At 46.1% G+C, this 23013-nt stretch carries 18 protein-coding genes and 2 pseudogenes; 19 read left to right on the top strand and 1 reads right to left on the bottom strand.

The features are described from left to right. Positions 1-195 precede the first annotated feature (195 nt). The 16 genes and pseudogenes from AC0LWT_RS00790 to AC0LWT_RS00715 form a co-directional block, all read left to right on the top strand. Positions 196-411 (top strand): stalk domain-containing protein, encoded by a 216-nt coding sequence (locus AC0LWT_RS00790; RefSeq protein ID WP_474679313.1) that lies wholly within the window; start codon positions 196-198, stop codon positions 409-411. Positions 412-1100: 689 nt separating this feature from the next. Then, complete coding sequence (locus tag AC0LWT_RS00785; RefSeq protein ID WP_474679312.1) at positions 1101-2024, top strand: ABC transporter permease subunit; 924 nt, start codon at positions 1101-1103, stop codon at positions 2022-2024. Continuing rightward, positions 2021-2989: a carbohydrate ABC transporter permease gene (locus tag AC0LWT_RS00780; protein ID WP_474679311.1), complete on the top strand. Its 969-nt coding sequence runs from the start codon at positions 2021-2023 to the stop codon at positions 2987-2989. Before AC0LWT_RS00785 ends, AC0LWT_RS00780 begins: the two co-directional genes overlap by 4 nt. 42 nt (positions 2990-3031) lie before the next feature. Further along, on the top strand, positions 3032-4831 hold the full coding sequence (locus AC0LWT_RS00775) for a type 2 periplasmic-binding domain-containing protein (protein WP_474679310.1): 1800 nt from the start codon (positions 3032-3034) through the stop codon (positions 4829-4831). A gap of 165 nt (positions 4832-4996) precedes the next feature. Beyond that, on the top strand, positions 4997-6547 hold the full coding sequence (locus tag AC0LWT_RS00770; protein ID WP_474679309.1) for a carboxylesterase/lipase family protein: 1551 nt from the start codon (positions 4997-4999) through the stop codon (positions 6545-6547). Between the two features lie 326 nt (positions 6548-6873). Continuing rightward, entirely contained in the window at positions 6874-7671 is a 798-nt protein-coding gene (locus tag AC0LWT_RS00765; protein ID WP_474679308.1) for a helix-turn-helix transcriptional regulator, read from the top strand. Positions 7672-7911: 240 nt separating this feature from the next. After that, complete coding sequence (locus AC0LWT_RS00760) at positions 7912-8082, top strand: beta-xylosidase family glycoside hydrolase (protein ID WP_474679307.1); 171 nt, start codon at positions 7912-7914, stop codon at positions 8080-8082. Positions 8083-8102: 20 nt separating this feature from the next. Beyond that, positions 8103-10445 carry a glycoside hydrolase family 95 protein gene (locus tag AC0LWT_RS00755; protein WP_474679306.1) on the top strand — a complete coding sequence of 781 codons (2343 nt, stop codon included), beginning with the start codon at positions 8103-8105 and terminating at the stop codon, positions 10443-10445. A 342-nt stretch (positions 10446-10787) separates the two neighbouring features. Continuing rightward, a complete protein-coding gene (locus AC0LWT_RS00750; protein ID WP_474679827.1) occupies positions 10788-12203 on the top strand; it encodes a family 43 glycosylhydrolase in 1416 nt (471 codons plus the stop codon). Then, positions 12095-12412 (top strand): helix-turn-helix domain-containing protein, encoded by a 318-nt coding sequence (locus tag AC0LWT_RS00745; RefSeq protein ID WP_474679305.1) that lies wholly within the window; start codon positions 12095-12097, stop codon positions 12410-12412. Before AC0LWT_RS00750 ends, AC0LWT_RS00745 begins: the two co-directional genes overlap by 109 nt. 74 nt (positions 12413-12486) lie before the next feature. Continuing rightward, positions 12487-14031, top strand: a complete 1545-nt coding sequence (locus AC0LWT_RS00740) for a glycoside hydrolase family 43 protein (protein ID WP_474679304.1) — start codon at positions 12487-12489, stop codon at positions 14029-14031. A gap of 193 nt (positions 14032-14224) precedes the next feature. Continuing rightward, a complete protein-coding gene (locus AC0LWT_RS00735; protein WP_474679303.1) occupies positions 14225-14989 on the top strand; it encodes an IclR family transcriptional regulator in 765 nt (254 codons plus the stop codon). An 85-nt stretch (positions 14990-15074) separates the two neighbouring features. Then, positions 15075-15956 (top strand): fumarylacetoacetate hydrolase family protein, encoded by an 882-nt coding sequence (locus AC0LWT_RS00730; RefSeq protein WP_474679302.1) that lies wholly within the window; start codon positions 15075-15077, stop codon positions 15954-15956. A gap of 53 nt (positions 15957-16009) precedes the next feature. Then, positions 16010-17479: an alpha-ketoglutaric semialdehyde dehydrogenase GucD gene (gene gucD / locus AC0LWT_RS00725; protein WP_474679301.1), complete on the top strand. Its 1470-nt coding sequence runs from the start codon at positions 16010-16012 to the stop codon at positions 17477-17479. Between the two features lie 46 nt (positions 17480-17525). Beyond that, positions 17526-19508 (top strand): YjhG/YagF family D-xylonate dehydratase, encoded by a 1983-nt coding sequence (locus tag AC0LWT_RS00720; RefSeq protein ID WP_474679300.1) that lies wholly within the window; start codon positions 17526-17528, stop codon positions 19506-19508. Between the two features lie 15 nt (positions 19509-19523). Further along, positions 19524-19858 (top strand): annotated as a pseudogene (locus AC0LWT_RS00715) (family 43 glycosylhydrolase); the annotation flags it as partial. A 666-nt stretch (positions 19859-20524) separates the two neighbouring features. Here AC0LWT_RS00715 and AC0LWT_RS00710 read toward each other — a convergent pair. Next, positions 20525-20711, bottom strand: a pseudogene (locus AC0LWT_RS00710) (IS5/IS1182 family transposase); the annotation flags it as partial. A gap of 287 nt (positions 20712-20998) precedes the next feature. Here AC0LWT_RS00710 and AC0LWT_RS00705 point away from each other — a divergent pair. The 3 genes from AC0LWT_RS00705 (at position 20999) to AC0LWT_RS00695 (ending at position 23003) form a co-directional block, all read left to right on the top strand. After that, the gene (locus tag AC0LWT_RS00705) at positions 20999-21163 is read left to right on the top strand and encodes a DUF1427 family protein (protein WP_474679299.1); all 165 of its coding nucleotides are present in this window, start codon (positions 20999-21001) and stop codon (positions 21161-21163) included. Positions 21164-21362: 199 nt separating this feature from the next. After that, the gene (locus AC0LWT_RS00700; protein WP_474679298.1) at positions 21363-22316 is read left to right on the top strand and encodes a VOC family protein; all 954 of its coding nucleotides are present in this window, start codon (positions 21363-21365) and stop codon (positions 22314-22316) included. A 255-nt stretch (positions 22317-22571) separates the two neighbouring features. Beyond that, on the top strand, positions 22572-23003 hold the full coding sequence (locus AC0LWT_RS00695) for a cupredoxin domain-containing protein (protein WP_474679297.1): 432 nt from the start codon (positions 22572-22574) through the stop codon (positions 23001-23003). Positions 23004-23013: the final 10 nt, after the last annotated feature.

The following is a 23013-nucleotide window of genomic DNA, read 5'->3' as shown; positions in this document are numbered from 1 at the left end:
CATGAACCCGGGCTTGATATTGAATACCCCCAATACAATCAAACGGATCTGAGAAGGGTATCTCTTATTATTAATGATTTATCGGATATTTCAATTTTAGAAAGTCAAAGTCAACTTTGGGAAATATATTTAGCTAATAATCCGTTCCTATGAGGAAAATAATTGAGGCATTACATGCAAAAGTAACATGGGTGAATGATGCTCGTTCGATTACTGCAGCTAAATCAGATTTGTCATCAGGTAGGTTCTAATGAAGTGGAAATTAATGGAGAAGTAGGAACTAGATACAGAAGTTCAAATAATCAACGGAAGTATATTTGTCCCATCCCAATAAGGCTCGTCAGTGAAGCATTAGGCGCTGAGGTCAAATGGGATACCTTAAACAAGACAGTCGTAATAACAACCAATTAGTAACAATATTGAAGGAATGATTAGGATCAAATAAAGCTTTGTATAATTATGTATAAGTATAATTATTTTTAAATATTTTTTTCTAACGAATTCTGCAACAAATACTTCATCTTCGCCACTGGCGAGTGTAGTTTCTAACGAATTCTGAAACAACTAAAACGGAGCCACGCGGGTTTGCGGGCTCCGTTTTCTAATTATTTCTGGAATATCACATTTTTTTCTTCATTGTTTTTGTGTGGAGTCATAATTTTTGAGGAAATTTTCAGAATTATTGAGACTGGATTTTCAGAATTGATGAGAAATATTGCTTCCATTTAAAAAAATCCAATTTGGTTTCCAAAGTAAGTTACTCCATCCGATGACTTCATTATCAATTACGTTATCATGAATTAGAGCTTTGCACCACAACCTTTTCTCCACTGTTCATAGATGCCATCATCGTGATTCACCGAGCTATATGAGAATAGATCAATAATCGATGAGAATACGTCATTGTTTTGAAAAAATTGATATCTTATAATAGCTTTAACGAAACCGAATGAAAACGCTACCAAAACAAGGTACGTCCTCAAATTCATCGATGACCTTTTGCGCTGGAGTAGAGTGAAACTGCCATTTGGGCACTTCATATTTTTTTTGGATATCGTTATTTGTCAATAATACGTTGAATATAAAATAGGGGGCCTGACATGGTACGAATAGAAAAATACAGCAAGAAAAGCATCTCAACAATAAAATTCCTCTTTATTATGCCTTTTATGGTTTTACTTGGTGTCTTTGCATATTACCCGCTATATGGTTGGGTTTATGCATTCTTTGACTATACGCCGCCGATTCCGCTGTCCCAATCGCCGTTTGTTGGTCTGAAGTGGTTTCATACCTTGGTCGAAAACCAAGTAAAGATCGATCAAACGCTTCAAATACTCAAGAACACGTTTGGGATGAGTGGCTTGAATCTGCTATTCTCCTGGCTTCCAATGATTTTTGCCATATTCCTGACGGAGATCAAATCCGTACGTTTCCGGAGGTTTATACAGACGGTAACAACCTTGCCGAACTTCATCAGCTGGGTATTGGTCTATTCACTGGCATTTTCAATGTTCTCTAGTGAAGGTATAGTCAACGGCCTTTTGAAACAACTTGGATTTATCGATTCCCCGATATTACTTCTTCAAAACTCCGACCATGTTTGGATTATGATGTGGATTTGGACGACATGGAAAACATTGGGTTGGTCAGCCATATTGTATATAGCGGCGATTATGAGTATTGATGATTCTCTATATGAAGCGGCCTATGTAGACGGCGCGACAAGAATGCGGGTGATCTGGCATGTAGTATTGCCGAGTATGGTGCCGACCTATTTTGTTTTGTTGATGCTGCAAATTGCGAGTTTTCTGAATAATGGCTTGGAGCAATATTTCGTATTTCAAAATGCATTTAACAAGGATTCCATACAGGTTTTAGACTTATATGTTTACAACCTAGCAATGGGAGGCGGCAGCTATTCCGTGTCCGTCGCGATCAGTATGCTAAAGAGCTTGATTAGTGTTGTACTTCTCTTTTCTGTGAACGGACTATCAAAAAGACTAAGAGGAGAGAGTATTGTATGAGTGATAAAGCAGTAGGGCTGGCGCCGAATGATAAAGTGCATGGCAGCCATCTCACTAGAAAAATTAAAGTCCAGGTCAGTCCAACAGACAAAATGATTACTGTTTTAATATATTTCCTGTTTTCCCTGTATGCGCTTATTTGTGTATATCCATTTTACTCAATCATTATTAATACGATAAGTGCAAACGATATCAGTGCCAAAGGTGATGTTATCTTTTACCCGATAAATATCCAATTTCATAACTACGTGGATGCGTTTAAAATACCGGGGTTGTGGGATGCAGCCATTGTATCTGTAGGAAGGACCGTGATTGGAACCACTTTGACGGTAGGGGCTTCCGCCTTTCTGGGATTCATGTTTACCCAGGAGGACATGTGGAGGAGAAAATTATGGTATCGCTATACGGTTTTAACCATGTTTTTTAATGCCGGGGTTATTCCATGGTATTTGACAATGAGGTCTTTGCATCTGACAAACAATTTTTTGGCCTATATTCTGCCGACAATCGTAGCTCCGTTTTTCATCATTCTTGTAAAGACTTTCGTGGAATCAACGCCGAAGGAATTGCAACATGCGGCAAGTATCGACGGGGCCGGGACCATGACCCTTTTTTTCAAAATCATGTTGCCGATTTGTAAGCCCATATTGGCTACAGTTGCCATATTCGCTGCAGTGGATCAGTGGAACTCCTTCCAGGACACGTTGTTGTTGGTCACGGAGAGCAAACTATATAGCTTGCAGTTTATTCTATATAACTATATTAATCAGGCAAGTTCCATATCCAGCATGGTAAACCTGCAGAATGCCGGTTCGACAGCGATAACAAGTCTGGCAACAAAGCAAACCACTACTTCAATTCGAATGACGGTGACCATTATTGTTGTAGCGCCCATTATGTTGGTTTATCCGATTTTCCAAAGGTTTTTTGTAAAGGGGATTATGATCGGTGCAGTGAAAGGATAACTTGCACCGGTTTAATAAATTGAAACAATATGGGGGTTGAGTATGAGTAAACCTAGTAAAGCAGTAAAAAAATCGATGTTGTTATTGTTTGCAAGCCTCTTAATGGTTTCGATAGCATTGACCGGCTGTGGAGGCGAATCTAACAATAAGGCTGCATCAACGGAACCAAGTAAGTCACCAGACTCCGGTACTGGAGCTACATCCAAGGCTAGTACAGCACTAGATCACAGTAAACCGCTGACCATTACCGTTTTTGACAATGCAGCAAATTATCAAGGTGAGCAGAAAGGGTGGTATGGAAAGCTTATTAAGGATAAGTTCAATATCACATTGAACATTCTTGCTCCGCAGATTGCCGGCGATCAGCTATACAAGACAAGATCGGCAGCAGGAAATTTGGGCGATCTCCTGATCGTCAATAACAATCAGTTGGAAGAATTAATTCCAGCCGGTCTGATTATGGATCTCACGGATAAGATCAAGAATACGCAGAACCTGTCCAAATATGTGGATAATCATTTCAAACCTTTCAATGCAGCATTTCAAAAAGTAAATCCGAATGGCAAGATTTATGCTTTGCCGACTTTTGAGGCAGATACTTCACCAACGACATTCTCGGAACAAACCCCTTACTCAAGCCCAATAATGCCTTGGGATTATTTCAAGGGAGTTGGGGCTCCCAAGCTGAACAATCTGGATGATCTTTTAAATGTTCTGAAGCAAATGCATGAGAAATTTCCCAAGACTCCGGACGGTAAAGCGATCGCTCCGATCACCTTGTGGAAGGATTGGGACAGCAGAGGCACTATGGAAAATGCACGCTGGTTGAGCAATTGGTACGGTTATGAGCAGCCAGAAGGAACCACCACCATCCAGTTGAATGCAAAAGGCGACATCGTTCCGCTCATTGATGACAACAGTATGTACAAGAAGATTCTGCAATTCTATTTTAAAGCAAATCAGATGGGTTTGGTTGATCCTGACTCACCAACCCAGGATTGGAACAAAGTATCAGAAAAGCTGACCAACAAGCAGGTGCTTCTCTTGTGGTACTCATGGGAAACAGGGTTCTACAATACAATTGAAAGAGGTAAAAAGGGTGACGGGAATGTTGCTGTTCCGATCGCTGACATGCACATCATTCAGGCAAGCGATGCTTATTACGGCAATGGTAGAGTATTTGCTATCGGTTCCAAAGCCAATGATCCCGATCGGATCATGGAATTCATGGATTGGCTTGCTTCTCCTGAAGGCCTGCGCTACTATGTGAATGGATTTGAAGGCTTCAACTACGAAAAGACGGCAGACGGTAAATTTAAGCTGACCGAAGTGGGTCAAACCGCATTCCAGAAAAATACACCCGTTCCGGAAGAGTACGGAGGCGGCGGATACCAGGACGGACAAAGCAAGCTTAACACGATGATCATAAGCGATTTTGCCAAAGATCCAAAGACAGGGGAGTTCTATAACAGCAATTACTGGGGCTCAACAATTGAAGCGAACAAGACAGCGTTAACGACGGATTGGCAGAACACCTATAATGCAGAAAACGCAACAGATTACTACCTGAAACATAAGATGATCGATATCGTCCCCAATATCAATACAAGTTTAGGAAGCGATTCATCAGATATTAAAAACAAACGCAGCCAGATTTCTGACTATGTAAAGAACACATCCTGGAAAATGGTATTCGCAAAGAATCAAGCAGAGTTCGACAAGCTTTGGGAAATGTTGAAGAAAGATGTGATAGGCCTCGGCTGGAATGATGTATTTGCTTCGGATACGGAAAAAGCGCAAAAGATTATTAAAATGCGTGCCGATGCATTAGCTAAAAAGTAAAAATTATAATTTTTTATGAATGAGGGATATGTATGATCTGATCTTATATATCCCTCATTCATTTTCTGATTCTAGACTAATACACCGTCCGTCGATGATCTTTTGCAGATTCTTGCAAAGACGCTTTCGTGGAAAGAGTTCGCTTAATGAAAGGAGAAATCAAACATGCTTAGAGTCGTAAACGTTGAAAACGGATTGGTACAAGGGCTGCCAGCAGCCGACCCCCGGATCACGATTTTCAAAGGGATCCCGTTTGCCGCTCCGCCCGTAGGAGAGAACCGCTGGCGTGCCCCGCAGCCCGCCAAAGACTGGAGGGGCGTGCTCAAAGCGTACGAATTCGCGCCGGTCTCGATGCAGGTCAGACAAGAAATCGACGAAAACAATATTTATACCCGGGAATGGGCCGTGGAACCGGACATCGCCATGGACGAGGACTGCCTCTACCTTAACGTGTGGACCCCGGCTAACCGTGCCGATGAAAAGCTGCCGGTGTACGTATGGTATTTCGGAGGAGGTCTGCAGGTCGGTCATACGGCCGAGATGGAGTTCGACGGGGAACGCATCGCCCGAAGAGGCATCGTCGTAGTCACGATCAACTATCGTCTGAACGTGTTCGGATTTCTATGCCACCCTGAAATCACGGCGGAATCGCCGGAAGCTCCCGCGAACTTCGGCCACCTCGACCAACAAGCTGCTACAAGATGGGTCAAACGCAATATCGCTGCTTTCGGCGGCGATCCGGACAACATCACCATCGGCGGACAATCTGCCGGCGGCGGAAGCGTCATGAGCCAGCTTACTTCACCGCAGAACAACGGCCTCTTTCAGAGAGCGATCGTGCAGAGCGGGGTATTCACGGAGCTCTACCCGGGAGCCCGCACGCCCAGGTTTCTGCGCGATATAAGGGAAGCCGAACAGGAAGGTGTTCAATTCTTCGAATTTCTCGGCATTTCCTCGCTTGTGGAAGCGCGGAAGCTTGATGCGGTTTCTCTCCGAGACAAGATGCTGGAGTACAATGCGTTCTGGGGCACCGTCGTCGACAATAAGTTCAGTGATGGCAACGCGTTCGAATTGTTCCTTCAAAACAAGCGCTTGCAGGTACCGGTGATGTTCGGCCATACGTCATCCGAGTTTTTCAGCGCTCCGGAGGCCGATTCGCTGGACGAAATCAAGAACTTGGCCGTCGACTTATTCGGCGATGATGCCAATGAATTTCTTGAAATTTGCGGATTTCCATCAAGCAACTTCGATGAGGTCTTGAAAAAAGCTTCGGTAAGTGGCATCGAATACGCGATACGGATTGCCGGGCAGGCCAATGCAGATACCGGCGCCAATCTCCCGTTGTACTATTACAATTTCGATGCGGGAATCCCAGGTTGGGATAACCCTGGAACGTTCCACTCGGTGGATCTCTGGTTCTTCTTCGAGACCCTCGCCAAATGCTGGAGGCCGTTCGTCGGCAAACATTACGATCTTGCCCGCCAAATGTGCAATTACTGGGCGAACTTCATTCGTTGTGGAGATCCGAACGGCAAAGATTCTACGGGAGAGGACTTGCCGCGGTGGGAGCCCTATACGCCAAATGCACCGTACGGCATGCGATTCGTGGATCAAGCCGAGTTTTCCAGTGAACAACCCAGTGATATGATGCAGCTCCTCGTGAGACAATATTTCAAGAGAAAATCCGTTGAATTCGTATGCGGAAGTATAGATTGACAAGGGGAGGAAGTTCCATGAAACTGGAATTCGGCAACTATATCACTGAGAGGATATTTAGCCATGCAAGAGTTGAAAGGGAAACAGGTTATCATTCATGATGGCGACTTAAAGCGCAGGGAATATGCAAACCGCGCCTGTTCTTTTTGATCGAGTGCTATCACCATAACCAGCTGCCCCATTACCATTTCAATGAACATCTAGTTTTCGATCTAGGCAAGAGTGCCGAACGAGCCGTCGTTCCTTTGCTTCGTTGACTGTTTTCAAACAGTAATATATGCTAATAAATAATTGATGTATTGTCATTTTTTTGATACTGGAGGATCATGATGACCAACATTTTCTATGTTGAGTATGATGCCGCGCACGCAAGCAATTTTGTGTTCGATATCCCTGAGGGCCATAACTGTTGGCTGCTCGTCGTGACCCATACACCTGCCCTGTTCTGGGTCAATGAAGAATTGAAGGAGTACCCGGCACACAGTGGAGTTTTATACCATCCCCATCAAAAAATTTATTACCGGGCCTGCGCGGAACAATATAAGAACGACTGGATTCGTTTCGAATCCAACGAATCGTATGTAACGGAAACATCGCTTCCATTCGGAGTGCCATTTTCATTGAATGACCCTGAATACTGCCACAAAATATTCCAACTCCTCGTCAGCGAACACTCATTTCAAAAATATTATAAAGAATCATCCATTGACTGCTTACTGAGAACCCTGTTTAACAAGCTGCTGGAATCTTACTTTCAAGAAGTAATTACGCCCAAATACTACAACTTGTTAACGCTTCGAACCGCCATTTACAGTAATCCTAGCCAGGACTGGGCGGTTCCGAGAATGGCCGACTCTATCCGCATCAGTCCTGGGTATTTGCAGACAATTTACAAGAAGACTTTCGGGATTTCTTGTATGGATGACGTGATTACAAGCCGCATCCGCCAAGCCAAGGAATATTTGTTGCACGGCTCTCTATCCATCGCGGAGGTCGCTTTACGCTGCGGGTATAACAACGTGGAGCACTTCTGCCGTCAATTCAAGCAGATTACGGGCTTTACACCAAGAAAATTTCACAAGCAGATGGAAGGCGCATCTGTTGAGAAGGCCGCCAAACCGTAACTTACACAACAAAACAGGAGACTCTTCGCCAAACGTCCTACGTGGTTGCATGAACCATTGAATCCCGAAACGGTGATCCCCTGGACGAAGTCAGCATGAAGTTCTGATCGCTGTTTAAGGCGGGCAAGAGAATATTATAGTAACAAAAATGCATCTGACTGGTCTCTTTCTGAGGTGCAAGGTTCATGACTATTAAACGGTTCGGCTGTCACGCTCAACGATACGGACAGCCCAGCTTTCGTGGGACGCCATCAATGCCATTTCACTTGTTCGGTGAAGACGGCATCATTTTATACCGAAGTGGCAGGTGGTTTCACAGGCGTGTTTTTTGGTATGTATGCAACGGGAAACGGTAAGCAGTCTAATGTACCTGCGGCATTTGATTGGTTCGAATACAAGCCTGCTGATTAGAAATAGAATCCGATTGTAAAGTGAAGGAGGCAATCATCACGAGTGAAGCACGTTTAGAGTACAAAGAAAGACTATTTTTTCGCTCCCCAGCCAAGCATTGGGACGAAGCATTTCCGATTGGCAACGGACGGCTGGGAGCTATGATTTTCGGAGGGCCATGCTCCGAACGATTGCAGCTTAATGAAGATTCCTTATGGTATGGAGGGCCGAGGGATCGGCATAACCCGGATGCTTTGGTACATCTTCCGGAAATTCGCCGCCTCATTTTTGAAGGGAAGCTCAAAGAAGCCGAGTCCCTCGCTTCGCTTGCCTTAACTGCGATCCCTGAAACCCAGCGTCATTATGTGCCGCTCGGCGATCTGTTTCTTCATTTCCAAACATTAGACGATAACCAAGTCATCGATTATGAACGGGAGCTCGATTTATCAGAAGCAGTGGTCAGTATTTCCTTCAAGGCGGGTAAGGTTCATTATCGTCGCAAGATCTTTGCGAGCTATCCGGACGGCGCGATTGTGATTCGATTGACGGCTGATACGCCGGGCCAAATTTCCTTTACGGCAAGAATGGGAAGGGAAAGGTTCCGATACGTAGACCGTATCCGCACAGAAGAAGGTAATTCGATCATGATGAGCGGCAATAGTGGCGGAGGTGTTAACTATTGCGGTGTGTTGATGTGCAAACCAGAGGGAGGCCAAATGCGTACGATTGGGGAGCACTTGGTCGTGACCAATGCCGATGCCGTCACATTGGTCATTTCCGCCGCCACGGATTTTCGAGAGTCCGATCCTGAATCCGCAGCGTTTGCGAATGCCAAGCGTGCTGCTTCACGGACGTATACCGATTTATTAACGGCCCACATTGAGGATTATTGTAAACTGTTTGAGCGGACGTCGTTAAGGCTTGATGCTGCATTCAATGCTGTGGAACAAGATACCTCGAAACGATTGGAACGGATGAAAGCTGGAGATGAAGACCCCGGACTTCTAGCTTTATATTTTCAGTATGGCCGTTATCTGCTTATTGCTTCAAGCAGACCAGGATCTTTACCTGCGAATTTGCAAGGTATTTGGAATAAGGATATGTTGCCGGCCTGGGACAGCAAATTTACCATTAACATTAATGCGCAAATGAACTATTGGCCGGCTGAGATCTGCAATTTACCCGAATGCCATGAGCCTCTCTTTGAATTGATCGAACGGATGATTCCAAACGGTCGCCGAACCGCTCAAGTCATGTATGGGTGCGGTGGCAGTGCTGCCCATCATAATACTGATATTTGGGCGGATACCGCACCGCAGGATCTTTATCTACCCTCGACATATTGGCCCCTTGGTCTTGCATGGTTATGTTTGCATCTTTGGGAACATTATCAATTCAAGCGGAATGAGGCCTTTCTGAAACGTGCTTACCCGATGATGAAAGAAGCGGCTGCTTTTCTTGTTGGTTATATGGTCGAACTTCCTAGTGGAGTGCTTGTCACTTGCCCCTCTGTCTCACCTGAAAACACATATAGATTGCCGAATGGAGAAACGGGCGTGCTTTGCTATGGGCCATCCATGGATAGCCAGATTGCTCGCGAATTGTTTCTCGCATGTCTAGCGGCAGGTGAACAGTTAGAGACGGATATGGACTTCTTGACAACGCTTAAACTTACAATGGATAAGCTGCCACAGCCCCAGATTGGGCGTCATGGGCAAATACAGGAGTGGATTGAAGATTATGAGGAAGTGGAGCCAGGACATCGTCATATCTCACACTTGTTCGCTTTGCACCCGGGAACACAGATCACTCCAGAGAAGACACCAAGCCTAAGTGCTGCTGCTCGCCGGACACTTGAGAGACGACTTGCAAACGGAGGCGGACATACAGGCTGGAGTCGCGCCTGGATTGTGAATTTTTGGGCTCGGCTGGGAGATGCGGAAGAAGCATACGAAAATGTAACTGCCCTTTTGACGCACTCCACATTGCCCAACCTTCTCGATAATCATCCGCCGTTTCAGATAGACGGCAATTTCGGCGGGACTGCGGGTATCGCGGAAATGCTGCTGCAAAGCCATGCTGACGCCATTCATTTGTTACCAGCTCTCCCTAATGCTTGGTCCAATGGTGAAGTAACGGGGCTTCGCGCCCGCGGTGCGGTAACGGTAGATATGGCATGGAAGGACGGTCAATTACAGCATGCTGTACTGAAGCCAGATAATAAAGGGGTGTATCGTATTCGTTGCAATCTGCCCATCCAATTATGGATTGAAGGGGAGATTTACGAGCCAACGCAACTCGACGCATCAACCTATTCGTTTGAGGCGGAGGCAGGGACTACGGTTCATGTACTTGCTAAGGCCGAATCCAAGCCCGCGAATTGAGATTTCGGTTTTATCGTCTAACCAATACTCCTTAGAATAGAGGTGGGATTTGAAATTGACATTGATGCTTTCCTGCATCTAGTACCGCTTCAAGGTGAAGATGGTATGGTGGCGGTCATGTTCGGCAGCATCTTACTCGCTCAGATCGGGTCAAACTCGCAACTGAAGGGAATTTCCAATCAGAATATCAATGATAAACTCGTTAACCGTGAAAAGGGCCGGCTGGAATTTGCTGTGGATGACGATCAGGTGATGTTCATACCGTTGTTCAGAGTCGAGGAAGAAGAATATTCAGTGTATATGAAAGAAACATCGAATTTAGCAAGGAGTGAACAGATTAATATGAAAAAACAAGCACGAAATCCATATCTTCCATCATGGGAATATATTCCCGATGGAGAACCGTATGTTTTTAACGGCAGAGTTTATGTATATGGCTCTCATGACCGTTTCAATGGACATGCGTTTTGCTTGAACGATTATGTCTGTTGGTCGGCACCTGAGGATGACCCGGCAAACTGGCGGTATGAAGGCGTGATTTACAAAAAAACAGATGATCCGCTTAATCCTGATGGAAGCATGTGTCTGTATGCACCAGATGTCACGGTTGGTCCGGATGGACGTTATTATTTGTACTATGCCCTAGACAAGGTTTCTATCGTTTCGGTCGCTGTTTGTGATACCCCGGCCGGCAAATATGAATTTTATGGCTATGTTCGATATGCCGATGGAACACGTTTGGGAGACAGAGAAGGCGACGAGCCACAATTTGATCCAGGAGTGATGACAGAAGGAGAAAGAACGTACCTGTATACCGGTTTCTGTGCAGCTGGGGACAAGTCAAGAAGCGGTGCCATGGCTACGGTCCTGGGTCCCGATATGCTCACGATTTTGGAGGAACCGGTATTTGTCGCGCCAAGTGAACCTTACAGCAAAGGCAGCGGATTCGAAGGGCATGAGTTTTTTGAGGCTCCTTCTATAAGGAAGAAAGGCGATACGTATTATTTTATTTATTCATCCATCGTCATGCATGAACTGTGCTACGCGACCAGTAAATGTCCAACAAAGGATTTCGTATATCAGGGAGTCATTGTCAGCAATAATGATCTTCATATCGACTCATACAAACCGGCGAATAAACCCATGTATTATGGCGGCAATAACCATGGTAGCATTGTTGAGATGAATGAAAAGTGGTACATTTTTTATCATAGACATACCAACGGAACGAATTTCAGCCGGCAAGGTTGTATCGAACAGATCGAATTCCGCGAGGATGGTACGATTCCGCAGGTGGAAATGACATCCTGCGGTTCGAATGGAGGGCCGCTTGACGGTCGAGGGGAATATCCTTCGTACCTGGCTTGCAATCTGTTTTGCAATGATGAGGCGTTGTATACAGGAGCTCCCGGGGAATGGATGGACTGTCGGTTTCCGAAGATTACCCAAGATGGGAAAGATGGAGATGAGGAGATCGGATATATCGCCAATATGAGGGATTCCGCAACAGCCGGATTTAAATATTTTCAGTGCGATGGGATCAAGAAAGTCAAAATCAGGGTGCGTGGATATTGCCGTGGTGCCTTTGAAGTGAAAACATCATGGGACGGTCCTGCTCTCGGGAAGATATCGGTTGACTTTACAAATATATGGAAGGAATATTCTACGGATCTCGTTATACCGGATGGCATACAAGCCTTGTATTTCACGTATACGGGTACGGGAGGAGCGAGTCTAGCTTCGTTCACATTGGAATAACCAACATAGGATTCTGCTCATTCCAGGCAACGTTCTTTAAAGCAAGGATTGGAAAAGCAAGAGAGCTGCTCAAGCAGGATGAGCTGAAAATTTCGGAGGTCGGTTTTCGTGTGGGGTACGAGGCGGCTCACTCGTTTACCCGATTTTTCAAGAAAATGACCGGTTTGACACCCTTGGAGCATCGGGGTGCCCTACGAGCTAAGAAGTGAGTTGAGAAAGACGTCACGACTATTGAACATGGCTGTTTATTGTAGGAACTAAATGAAGGAAAGGGGTAATGCAGATGTACCCGAATCCCATTATATGGGCTGACTATCCGGACCCCGATGTGATCCGGGTGGAGGATACTTATTATATGGTCAGTACGACCATGCATTTTATGCCGGGGTGTGTAATATTGAGGTCGTATGACCTGATCCATTGGGAAGTGGCAACATATGTATATGATGCTTTGGATGATACACCGGATCAGAGGCTGGAGGGTGACCGACAGATCTATGGAAAGGGAATGTGGGCGGCATCTTTGCGTTACCATCAAGGTAAATATTATGTATGTTTCGTAGCAAACGATACTCATCAAACGTATTTGTTTTCTGCGTTTGAAATCACAGGACCATGGATGAGGCACCCGAATATCGAAGGATTCTATCATGATTGCTCACTTTTGTTTGATGATGATGGCAGAGTTTATATTATATATGGAAATGCCGAGATTCATCTTACAGAATTAAAGGAAGATTTGACCGGTCCCCAGCCTGGTGGATTAAACCGGATCATTGTGAGGGAGACAGGACCTTATCATCTTGGTTATGAAGGTGCCCATATCTATAAGATTAATGGAAAATATTACGCATTTTTTATACACATTACACAGTCCAGACATAGTCGCAGAACACAAGCCTGTTTTGTAGCAGATTCCCTGGAGGGGGACTTTGTTGGCGGAGAGGTGTTTGATGATGACATGGAGTATTTTAATGCAGGTATAGCACAAGGCGGAATCGTTGATACGCCAGATGGTAAATGGTATGCCCTCTTGTTTCAGGATCATGGTGCCGTTGGCCGTATCCCTGTCTTGGTGCCTTTGCATTGGGAAAATGATGTTCCGGTATTCGATAGGAAGCCACCCCCATATATCGACATTCCGAGTACTAGACCCGGATATGAATACAAACCTTTGGTCGGAAGCGATGATTTCTTCTACAAGCCGGATGAGAACGGCAAGGTTCATCTGAAAGACTACTGGCAGTGGAATCATATCCCGACAGATATTTTGTGGTCCGTAACGGATAAACCGGGTACATATCGTATTCAATCTGGAAAAATCAATCCCAATTTAACATTTTCGGTAAATACATTGACACAGCGTACAATGGGGCCCACATGCGAAGCTATCGTTACCTTGGATGGAAGCGAGCTAAAGGATGGCGATTATGCAGGCTTGTGCTTCTTGATCAGCACCTATGGCTTCATTGCACTTACCAAGGAAGCTGGACAATACTACTTGGTCATGTTGGCAAGAACCACAGACGATAAAACGATCTTCGGAAACCTAGTAGACAAAGAGACTGGGGTGGAATATGCAAGGATTCCAGTGGACAGTGACAAAGTTACTTTGAAGGCTTATGGCAATTTCGTGAACAATACAGACGAGTGCGAGTTTTATTACATGGACGGAGAAGACTGGAAAAAGCTTGGTATTACCCACAATATGGTCTGGAAAATGGATCAATTTGTAGGGGCACGTTACGGGTTGTTCCTATATTCTACCAAGGAGATTGGAGGAACGGCTCAGTTTTCTAGGTTCGTGTACAATGTGATGAAATCCTGAGGATGAGTGAGCATACATGAGATAAATCCTTAGTATTGAGGGACGGGAAACTATAGTTGAATAACTAAACCAGCTTATACCTTGTCAAGATTTTTCAATAACACCGCAGTGTATATTTAGTGATAAATAATAACTTTATCTTGATTCCATGGTTGTAAAAGATTATTATGGACTTGTGGATAGGAGTGATACCATGCCTATTATTCAAGCGCTGGACAGAGCATTGAAAATATTGGATTTATTCGACGAGCATACGACAGAGCTGAAAATTACAGAAATCAGCGCGAGAATGGAGCTTCACAAGAGTACAATACACTCCTTATTGAAAACGCTACAGTTACACGGTTATATCAATCAGGATATGGAAACAGGAAAGTACAAGTTAGGGTTAAAGTTCCTGGAAAAGGGACAGCTTATGCTGCAAGGCCTGGACATCCGTACAGTTGCCCGAAAGCACTTGACTGCTTTGTCGGAGCAGACAGGTCAGACAACCCATCTCGTTATTCTTGATGGGAAGGAAGGCGTGTATTTGGATAAAGTTGAGGGGGAAAAAGCTGCGATTCGCTATTCCCGAATCGGTCGCAGAATATCACTTCATAGCAGCGCGGTAGGAAAGGTGCTGACAGCCTTTAGAACGAAGGATGAGATCGATATGCTCCTTCGGAATTACCATTTCTCCAAGATTACAGAAGCGACGATTACGGACAGAGAGGCATTCCTTCGCGAATTGAATCAGGTAAGTGAGCAAGGGTACTCCATTGACAATCAGGAGAACGAACCGGGCGTACGATGCGCTGCAGCTCCTATTTTCGAACATAATGGTTCGGTTGTAGCAGCGATCAGCATATCAACTTTAATTTCAACGGTAGATGACCTATTGTTTAAGCAGTATATTGCCCTACTTAAGAAAGAAGCAGAGACGATTTCACAGACCCTGGGGTTTCGGCAAGTTTTGTAAAGCATGTCGAGTCCAGGCATTTTTTACACTAGAATTCGAGAACTCTGTTTTATAATGTAAAACAAAATCAAGGAGTGAGCTATCTATGAGAATTATCCGTTTTGTAAATGAAGGGCTTTCACAGCTAGCTGCAGTTAATGACAATGAACAAATTTTCGCACTGCCGCAATGCGATTTTTTAACCTTGATCCAAGAAGCTGACGAAACGGAGATTTCACCGCTCGAGTTGGTTTTCAAAACGATCGAAAATAGGGAAGTGCTATCAGGTCAAGTCGATCAGCTGCAGCTTCTGGTTCCAATTGAAGCGCCCGAAGTTTGGGCTGCTGGGGTTACGTATGAGCGAAGCCGGGATGCGCGAAATTATGAGGCAACCGAAGGCAAACTGGATGCCTTGACCTTTTACGATAAAGTTTATGACGCTGTGCGTCCGGAGATTTTTTTCAAATCGACGGCTGCCCGAACGGTAGGACCGGGCGGCGACGTACAACTTCGAAGCGATTCCGTGTGGCAGGTGCCTGAACCGGAGTTAGGGCTTGTTCTGAACGCTAAGGGGAAAATCGTAGGGTACACCATTGGCAATGATATGAGCTGCCGGGATATTGAAGGCGAGAATCCGCTCTACCTGCCACAGGCCAAAGTATGGAAGCGTTCCTGCTCCTTGGGACCAGCGATCCGTTTGGCCGAAACGGTAGACGACCCTTACAACTTGCAGATTACAAGCCGAATATATCGTAACGGGGAAAAAGCCGTCGAGGGAACGGCTAATACCAATCAGCTAAAACGAAAGCTTGAGGAATTGACCGAATATTTGATTCGGGATAATGTATTGTTTGACGGAACCGTGCTGCTGACGGGAACTTGCATTGTACCGCCTAACGAATTTACACTCGCTCACGGAGACCGGATCGAAATTGAGATTACCGGTATTGGGACACTTGTCAATCATGTTGTAGGTGCAGGAAGCTAATCTGTAATTATACATTTGATTTATAAAATACATACATTCAAGGAGGAATATATATGGCATCTGTATTTGTTGGAGGGCAAACCTATTTAAACTATATTAACGGTGAATGGTGTCCAGCCGGCACTGGGCAAACCGTCCCCAGCATAAATCCTGCCAAAAGAAGTGAAGTCGTGGGCTATGTGCAGTCGTCGTCATTGGAGGAAGTGAACCAAGCGGTTGCGTCCGCCAAAGCGGCACAGCAAGGTTGGAGAAAGTTATCGGGCTCGGCAAGAGGCGACTACTTGTTTAAAGCAGCCAATGCGCTGGAAAGACGCATCGATGAAATTGCCGAGACGATGACGCGTGAAATGGGCAAAACATTGCCGGAAGCAAAAGGCGAAACGGCACGAGGGATCGCCATCCTGCGCTACTATGCCGGTGAAGGGATGCGGAAGATCGGTGAAGTGATACCCTCCACGGACAGCGAAGCGCTGATGTTTACGACCCGTATACCGCTTGGGGTTGTCGGAGTTATTTCACCTTGGAATTTTCCAGTGGCGATTCCGATATGGAAAATGGCGCCAGCCTTAATTTATGGTAATACGGTCGTGCTGAAGCCTGCTCAGGAGACGGCGGTGACGGCTGCCAAAGTCGTAGAATGCATCGCTGAAGCGGGACTTCCTGCCGGAGTTATCAATTTAGTGACCGGAAGCGGATCTATAATCGGGCAAGGACTTGCAGAGCATCCGGATGTAAACGGAATCACATTTACCGGCTCCAATCAAGTTGGCAAACGGGTCGGTCAGGCGGCACTAGCCAGAGGGGCGAAATACCAGCTTGAGATGGGCGGGAAAAATCCGATCATTATCGCTGCGGATGCCGATTTGGATTTGGCGGTTGACGCGACGATCAGTGGCGGAATCCGGTCGACAGGACAGAAATGTACGGCAACAAGCCGTGTCATTGTGATGCGTGATGTGTATGAAACTTTCAAAGAAAAGCTCCTGAGCAAATTAAAAGGTTTAACAGTTGGTCATGGATTAGATGCCGATACATGGCTCGGCCCTTGCGCAAACGAAAATCAGCTAAGAACGGTGCAGTCCTACATTCAAAAAGGAATAGAGGAAGGAGCTGAGCTGTTGTTCGGCGGTGCTTCACCGGATCATCCAGATCTCGCCGAAGGCTTCTATATTCAGCCCACTGTGTTTGATAAAGTAACGCCAGAAATGGCGATTGCCCGGGAAGAGATTTTCGGCCCGGTCCTCGCGCTAATTCAAGTCGAAACCATGGAAGAAGCCATTCAACTGGCTAACAATTCGGATTATGGTCTGAGCGCTTCCATTTACACGCAAAGCATAAGCAATATTCTTTCGTTTATTCAAGATATGGACGCCGGTTTGGTAAGAATTAATTCCGAGACAGCCGGGGTGGAGCTGCAGGCCCCATTCGGCGGGATGAAGCAGTCCAGTTCTCATTCGCGCGAGCAAGGTCAGGCGGCAATCGAATTTTATACCTCGATAAAAACGGTATTTCTCAAAGCGTAAGCGTATCACTTTTGCTATAAAACCTAATTCGGAAGGGTGAGGGTTGATGAAAGAGCAATTAAAATCGATTATGGCTCATGAAAATAACGATTTGTTTACGATCCGTACGCACGCGCAAGGCCCAAAAGGCTCATTGCCATTAACAAAAGAAATGTTATTGCATGCTCCAAGCGGAGAATTGTTCGGTCTTACCCAAAATGTTGGAATGGGGTGGAAACCTTCCCGCCTGAAGGGTAAACAGTATCTTTTGTTAAGCACGCAAGGAGGCATACGTAAGGAAGATGGCAGTCCCGTCGCACTCGGCTATCATACCGGTCACTGGGAAGTTGGCCTGCTGACGCAGGCTGCAGCAGAGGTGATCACGGAAAGCGGTGGGGTTCCTTTCGCCGGATATGTGAGCGACCCTTGCGACGGTAGGTCCCAGGGTACGGAAGGCATGTTTGACTCTCTTCCTTACCGCAACGATGCAGCGATCGTTTTCCGGCGTCTCATCCGCTCCTTGCCGACGCGCAAAGGTGTGCTCGGTGTAGCAACCTGCGACAAAGGATTGCCCGCCATGATGATTGCTCTGGCCGGGATGCACGAACTTCCTTGCGTAATTGTGCCCGGCGGAGTGTCATTACCCCCCACGGAGGGCGAGGACGCTGGGAAAATCCAAACCATAGGTGCAAGGTATGCTAATGGTGAAATCAGTCTGGAAGACGCTGCCGACCTCGGCTGCCGGGCTTGTGCCACACCGGGTGGAGGCTGCCAGTTTCTTGGAACGGCAGCTACTTCGCAGGTTATTGCAGAGGCTATGGGCATGACGGTGCCTCACGCTGCGCTTGCACCATCGGGACAGCCCGTATGGGAAGAGATGGCCAGGCAGTCGGCCCGCGCTATGATGACGCTCGAGGAAAAGGGAATCCGGATGAAGGATATTTTGACCGAAGCGTCCATCCATAATGCGATGGTTGTTCATGCGGCCTTTGGCGGATCGACCAATTTGCTGCTGCACATTCCTGCCTTCGCTCATGTGGCAGGGCTGCCCGTTCCGACCGTTCAAGACTGGATTCGTGTCAATAAAGACGTACCAAGACTAGTCAGCGTTTTGCCGAATGGTCCGGAATATCATCCGACTGTTCGAGTGTTTCTGGCCGGAGGGGTGCCGGAAGTGATGCTGCATCTCCGCCGTCTGGGGGTACTAAAAGAAAATGCGTTGACAGTAACCGGTGAAACGCTGGGGACTGTACTGGATTGGTGGGAAACGAGCGAGCGCCGAGGGCGGATGAGAAGTCTGCTTATGGAAATGGACGGCATAGATCCGGACAACGTCATCATGAGTCCAGAACGTGCCAAAGAAAGGGGATTGACCTCGACGGTTACGTTTCCTATGGGGAATCTGGCTCCGGAAGGATCAGTGATTAAATCGACGGCGATTGACCCGACAACCGTTGGAGCGGATGGGGTTTACCGCCATCGGGGCAAAGCCAAGGTGTTTACCTCAGAGAAAGCGGCTATCTCGGCAATCAAGATCGGCGGTATTCAAGCCGGTGATATTATGGTGTTGATGGGGCGCGGACCATCGGGTACGGGGATGGAGGAGACCTATCAATTAACCTCAGCTCTAAAGCATTTGCCGTTCGGCAAATACGTGTCCCTAATTACCGATGCGCGGTTTTCGGGCGTATCCACAGGTGCCTGTATCGGTCATGTTGGACCTGAAGCGTTAGCTGGCGGACCGATTGGTAAGCTGCGGGATGGAGATACGATTGACATCGTAGTTGATCGTAACAGCTTGGAAGGCAGCATCCATTTTCTGGGCGATGGTGACGAAGTGCTGACCCCCGAAGAAGGAGCACGTGTGCTTGCTGCCCGAGTCCCTCACCCGGAGCTCGCCGCAGACGAAAGACTTCCTGACGATACTCGTTTATGGGCTGCATTACAATCTGTCAGCGGAGGAACCTGGACAGGGAGCGTTTATGATGTGGATCGGATTCTTGCTGTCTTGGAAGCGGGAAAAAAAGCTTTGGCTGTGCAAAACAATTAGGAGGGGAAGTATGAAATGGGCTATATTACGAACCCGATTTTGACAGGATTCAATCCAGATCCTTCTATTCTTAGGGTTGATGAGAAATACTATATTGCCACGTCCACGTTTGAATGGTTTCCCGGTGTTCAAATTCATCATATCAGAACGGTGTTTTTTATTTGATCTACACGGATGTAAAAAGCAGAATTGGAGTTTTCAAGGATACCCACAACTATTTGGTAACAGCTACGGATATTGGTGGGCCTTGGTCGGAGTCTATTTACCTGAACAGCAGTGGATTTGAGCCGTCTTTGTTTCACGACGATGATGGGCGCAAGTGGCTCGTCAATATGCTTTGGGATTCCCGCAAATAAAATACGCCAGCTCCTCGCCGGCTACACTGCATGGGACTTTGAAAACCTTTTTCGAGCCGACTTCAAACGAAATCATTTTGGGATGGTTGACAATGATCCCATAGCCCTTGTTCGTTACATAAAACAGTCAGCCGGGTTTGCCCTCTTTTTTTTTCTACGTCTAACCAATTTTTTCAAGAAAATTTTCAGAATTAGTGAGGATAGATTCTCAAAATTGTTGAGAAATCTATAATTAATTGAGGTCGACGAAGACGCCGTGATCGAAGGATTTACGCTCAGTATGAGAAGTTGTAAAGTAGGGAAAACGTTCACGCAGACGGCGCAATTGGCGTACTCAGTTTTGTTAAATTGGGCGGGTGCCACACCGACAAATCCGCTCTGGTAAAGAAATGAAACTCAGCCCATGCTTACATGCATGAAATTTACGGTATGATAGATGCTATCCGTGAAAACATCATTCAATACGCTTTTTATATGGGGATCGAGAACAATGAAAATGGAAAATACGTAAAACTAAAATTCGTTTGAAATAAATGTATATATGCATGTGCAGTTGAAAGGCTAAAATATTTTTTCTAACGAATTCTGCAACAAACCGTCAATTTCGCCACGGTGCATAGAAAATTCTAATCAATTCTGGAACAACAATAACGGAGCCACGCGGAAACAGCAATAGCGAAGCCCGGGGGGCTCTTTTGCATCCACGAAGTTTCGCTCAATCGCTTGGTAACGAAAACTGTAAAGATATTTACCCGACTTGCTTCTACTTTGTTCTGTTTTACCCACTCTTTACTATCCTCCAAACATGTCTTCTAACGACATTTCGGGACCGGGTGCATTCCTGCAAATGGGTGCGTCCACTTTGACTATGCCCTTGAACTGTTCTGATTTATCGAATAGCGTCTGTTTTAATTTCTCAATGGCAGGCACTACCCGATCAAATAAAACGGATATTACTGATGCGGCCAATACCTGGAACATTAAACATTTCGTGGCGGTAACAGTGTCTAAGAAACATAGGCATTTCCTATATGTTGTATAGATATATCCATATTGATGGACACCTTATGATGCTAATAAAATTATGGGGAAGAATATTTTAGTCCAAGTTTCCCGAGAGAGGAGGCAGATTTTATGTGGTCTATATTATTAGCGTTAGGTGCTGGGATCGTGATAGGGGTTGTTTTTCAATCTCTCCGTATACCGTCTCCAGCTCCTCCAATGTTAGGGTTGATAGGGCTCTTCGGCATGTTTCTCGGACAACGGCTTATCCCGTGGATTCAAAAGCTGTTGAATTAGAATCACCATTGATCTTTTTAACTCAACCTTGGAGGGGATAAATCGATACCGAATGATACTAAGTAGGTACGGGGCGGCATTTTGGCATCCATGTTCCCACCGTCGGTTTTGGCTTATTCGATGGAAATGTTTCCGCTCCAAAGAAGAGCTACCATTATCGGGTTAAATAGTCCGATCTTAAAGTTAGGGGTGATCATATTTGACATTAGAAACTGCAGGAATCCATCACATTGCTGCATTGGCTCGTAATCCGCAGGAGAACGTCAATTTTTATGCAGGCATACTTGGTCTTAGGCTCGTAAAGAAAACCATCGACTTTGCCGACACGCCGGAAGTTTACCACTTGTATTTCGGCGATCAATCCGGAAGCCCCGGTTCCATTATGGCCTTCTATCCCTGGCCCGACTCTAGGCCTGGAGAAGTAGGCGGGGGGCAAGTAGGAATAACTACGTTTGTCGTGCCGCCCGGCTCATTCGACTTTTGGGAGAAGCGGCTCAACAGCTTCGGCATAACCCCACAAAAGTCAGTCCGGTTTCAAGAATCATACCTTCAGTTTAGGGATCACGAAGGGCTTCATCTTGAAATTGTTGAGCGCGAAGATGGATTGAACAGCAAGTGGTCGTTTGACGGAATTCCTACGGACAGAGCGATAAAAGGATTTGGCGGTGCTGTTCTTTTCAGCATGAAAGCAGAGAAAACGATGCATATGCTTGAAAACGTATTGGGATTGAAAAAAGTAGGTGAAGACGTCGGTTACGCTCGTTTTCAATCATTCGGACATATCGGGAACCTGATCGATGTTCCTCTTGAGAATAAGCAATGGAGACATGGTGGGGCAGGTACCGTTCATCACATTGCCTGGCGTGCAAAAGACTTTCAGGAGCATGAGCAATGGTTCCAGAAAGTTAGTGAGGGCGGCTATGTACCTACTCATAATGTAGACCAGCGATATTACAATGCGTTTTATTTCCAGGAAGATGGACACATCTTATTTGAAATTGCAACCGATCCTCCAGGTTTCGCACGAGATGAAACTCCTGATGCATTAGGTGAAAAATTGATGCTCCCGGAATGGCTTGAACCCGTACGTGGTAAAATTGAAGCTAACTTGCTGCCAATTGAAGTGAGGGCGCTAGATGGAGACAAAAGATGAGACATATCTTTGAAAAGGGAGCGGCTTACACGTGCCTACACTTGTCCTTTTTCACAGGCGAAACGGAGCAAAATTTATTGCCACTGGCCAAACTCCAAACTCGTTTCCTCCATCATCCGTTCTTTCCCTAAGGGGGAATGTGACGTCCAGATCGGCGGCTTCGGCATTACGCCCGAGCCGGATGCGCTCGTGACGAAGCCACGCGGCACGAAAGTGCTGGGGAACATACAACAAATTTAGGATAGAGGTGTGATTATGAATCGTACTGTGAAATTATCGATTATATCCTTGCTGATTCTCCTCTTCGCCTTAGAGCTTGTCGCTTGCGGCAAAGACACTGCCGCTCCGGCGGCGAAAGATGCAGCGCCCGTCGACAAAAACGCTGCCTCGGCCAAACCGGCTGCTTCCGCTGCTGTCGAAGTGAAGGCCGAAGCGTCCAATTTTGAGTGGAAGCTGGATAAAACCGAATTTACCTCCGGAACGCCGATCCATTTCACCGTCACTTCGAAGCAGGGCATGCACGGTTTCGCCATCGTCGGCACTGACTCGAAGATCGCGCAAGTCGCCGAAAATGCAACGAAAGACGTCACCTGGACGCCTGACAAACCCGGCGAGTACACGATCAATTGCATTTTCATGTGTGGCAGCGGCCACAGCACGATGATAACGAAGATTACGGTGAAATAATGGTAACACC

This window comes from Paenibacillus sp. sgz302164 (assembly GCF_056120505.1).
The sequence above is the reverse complement of the archived record's forward strand: the minus strand, read 5'-3'. Positions and strand labels throughout refer to the sequence as shown.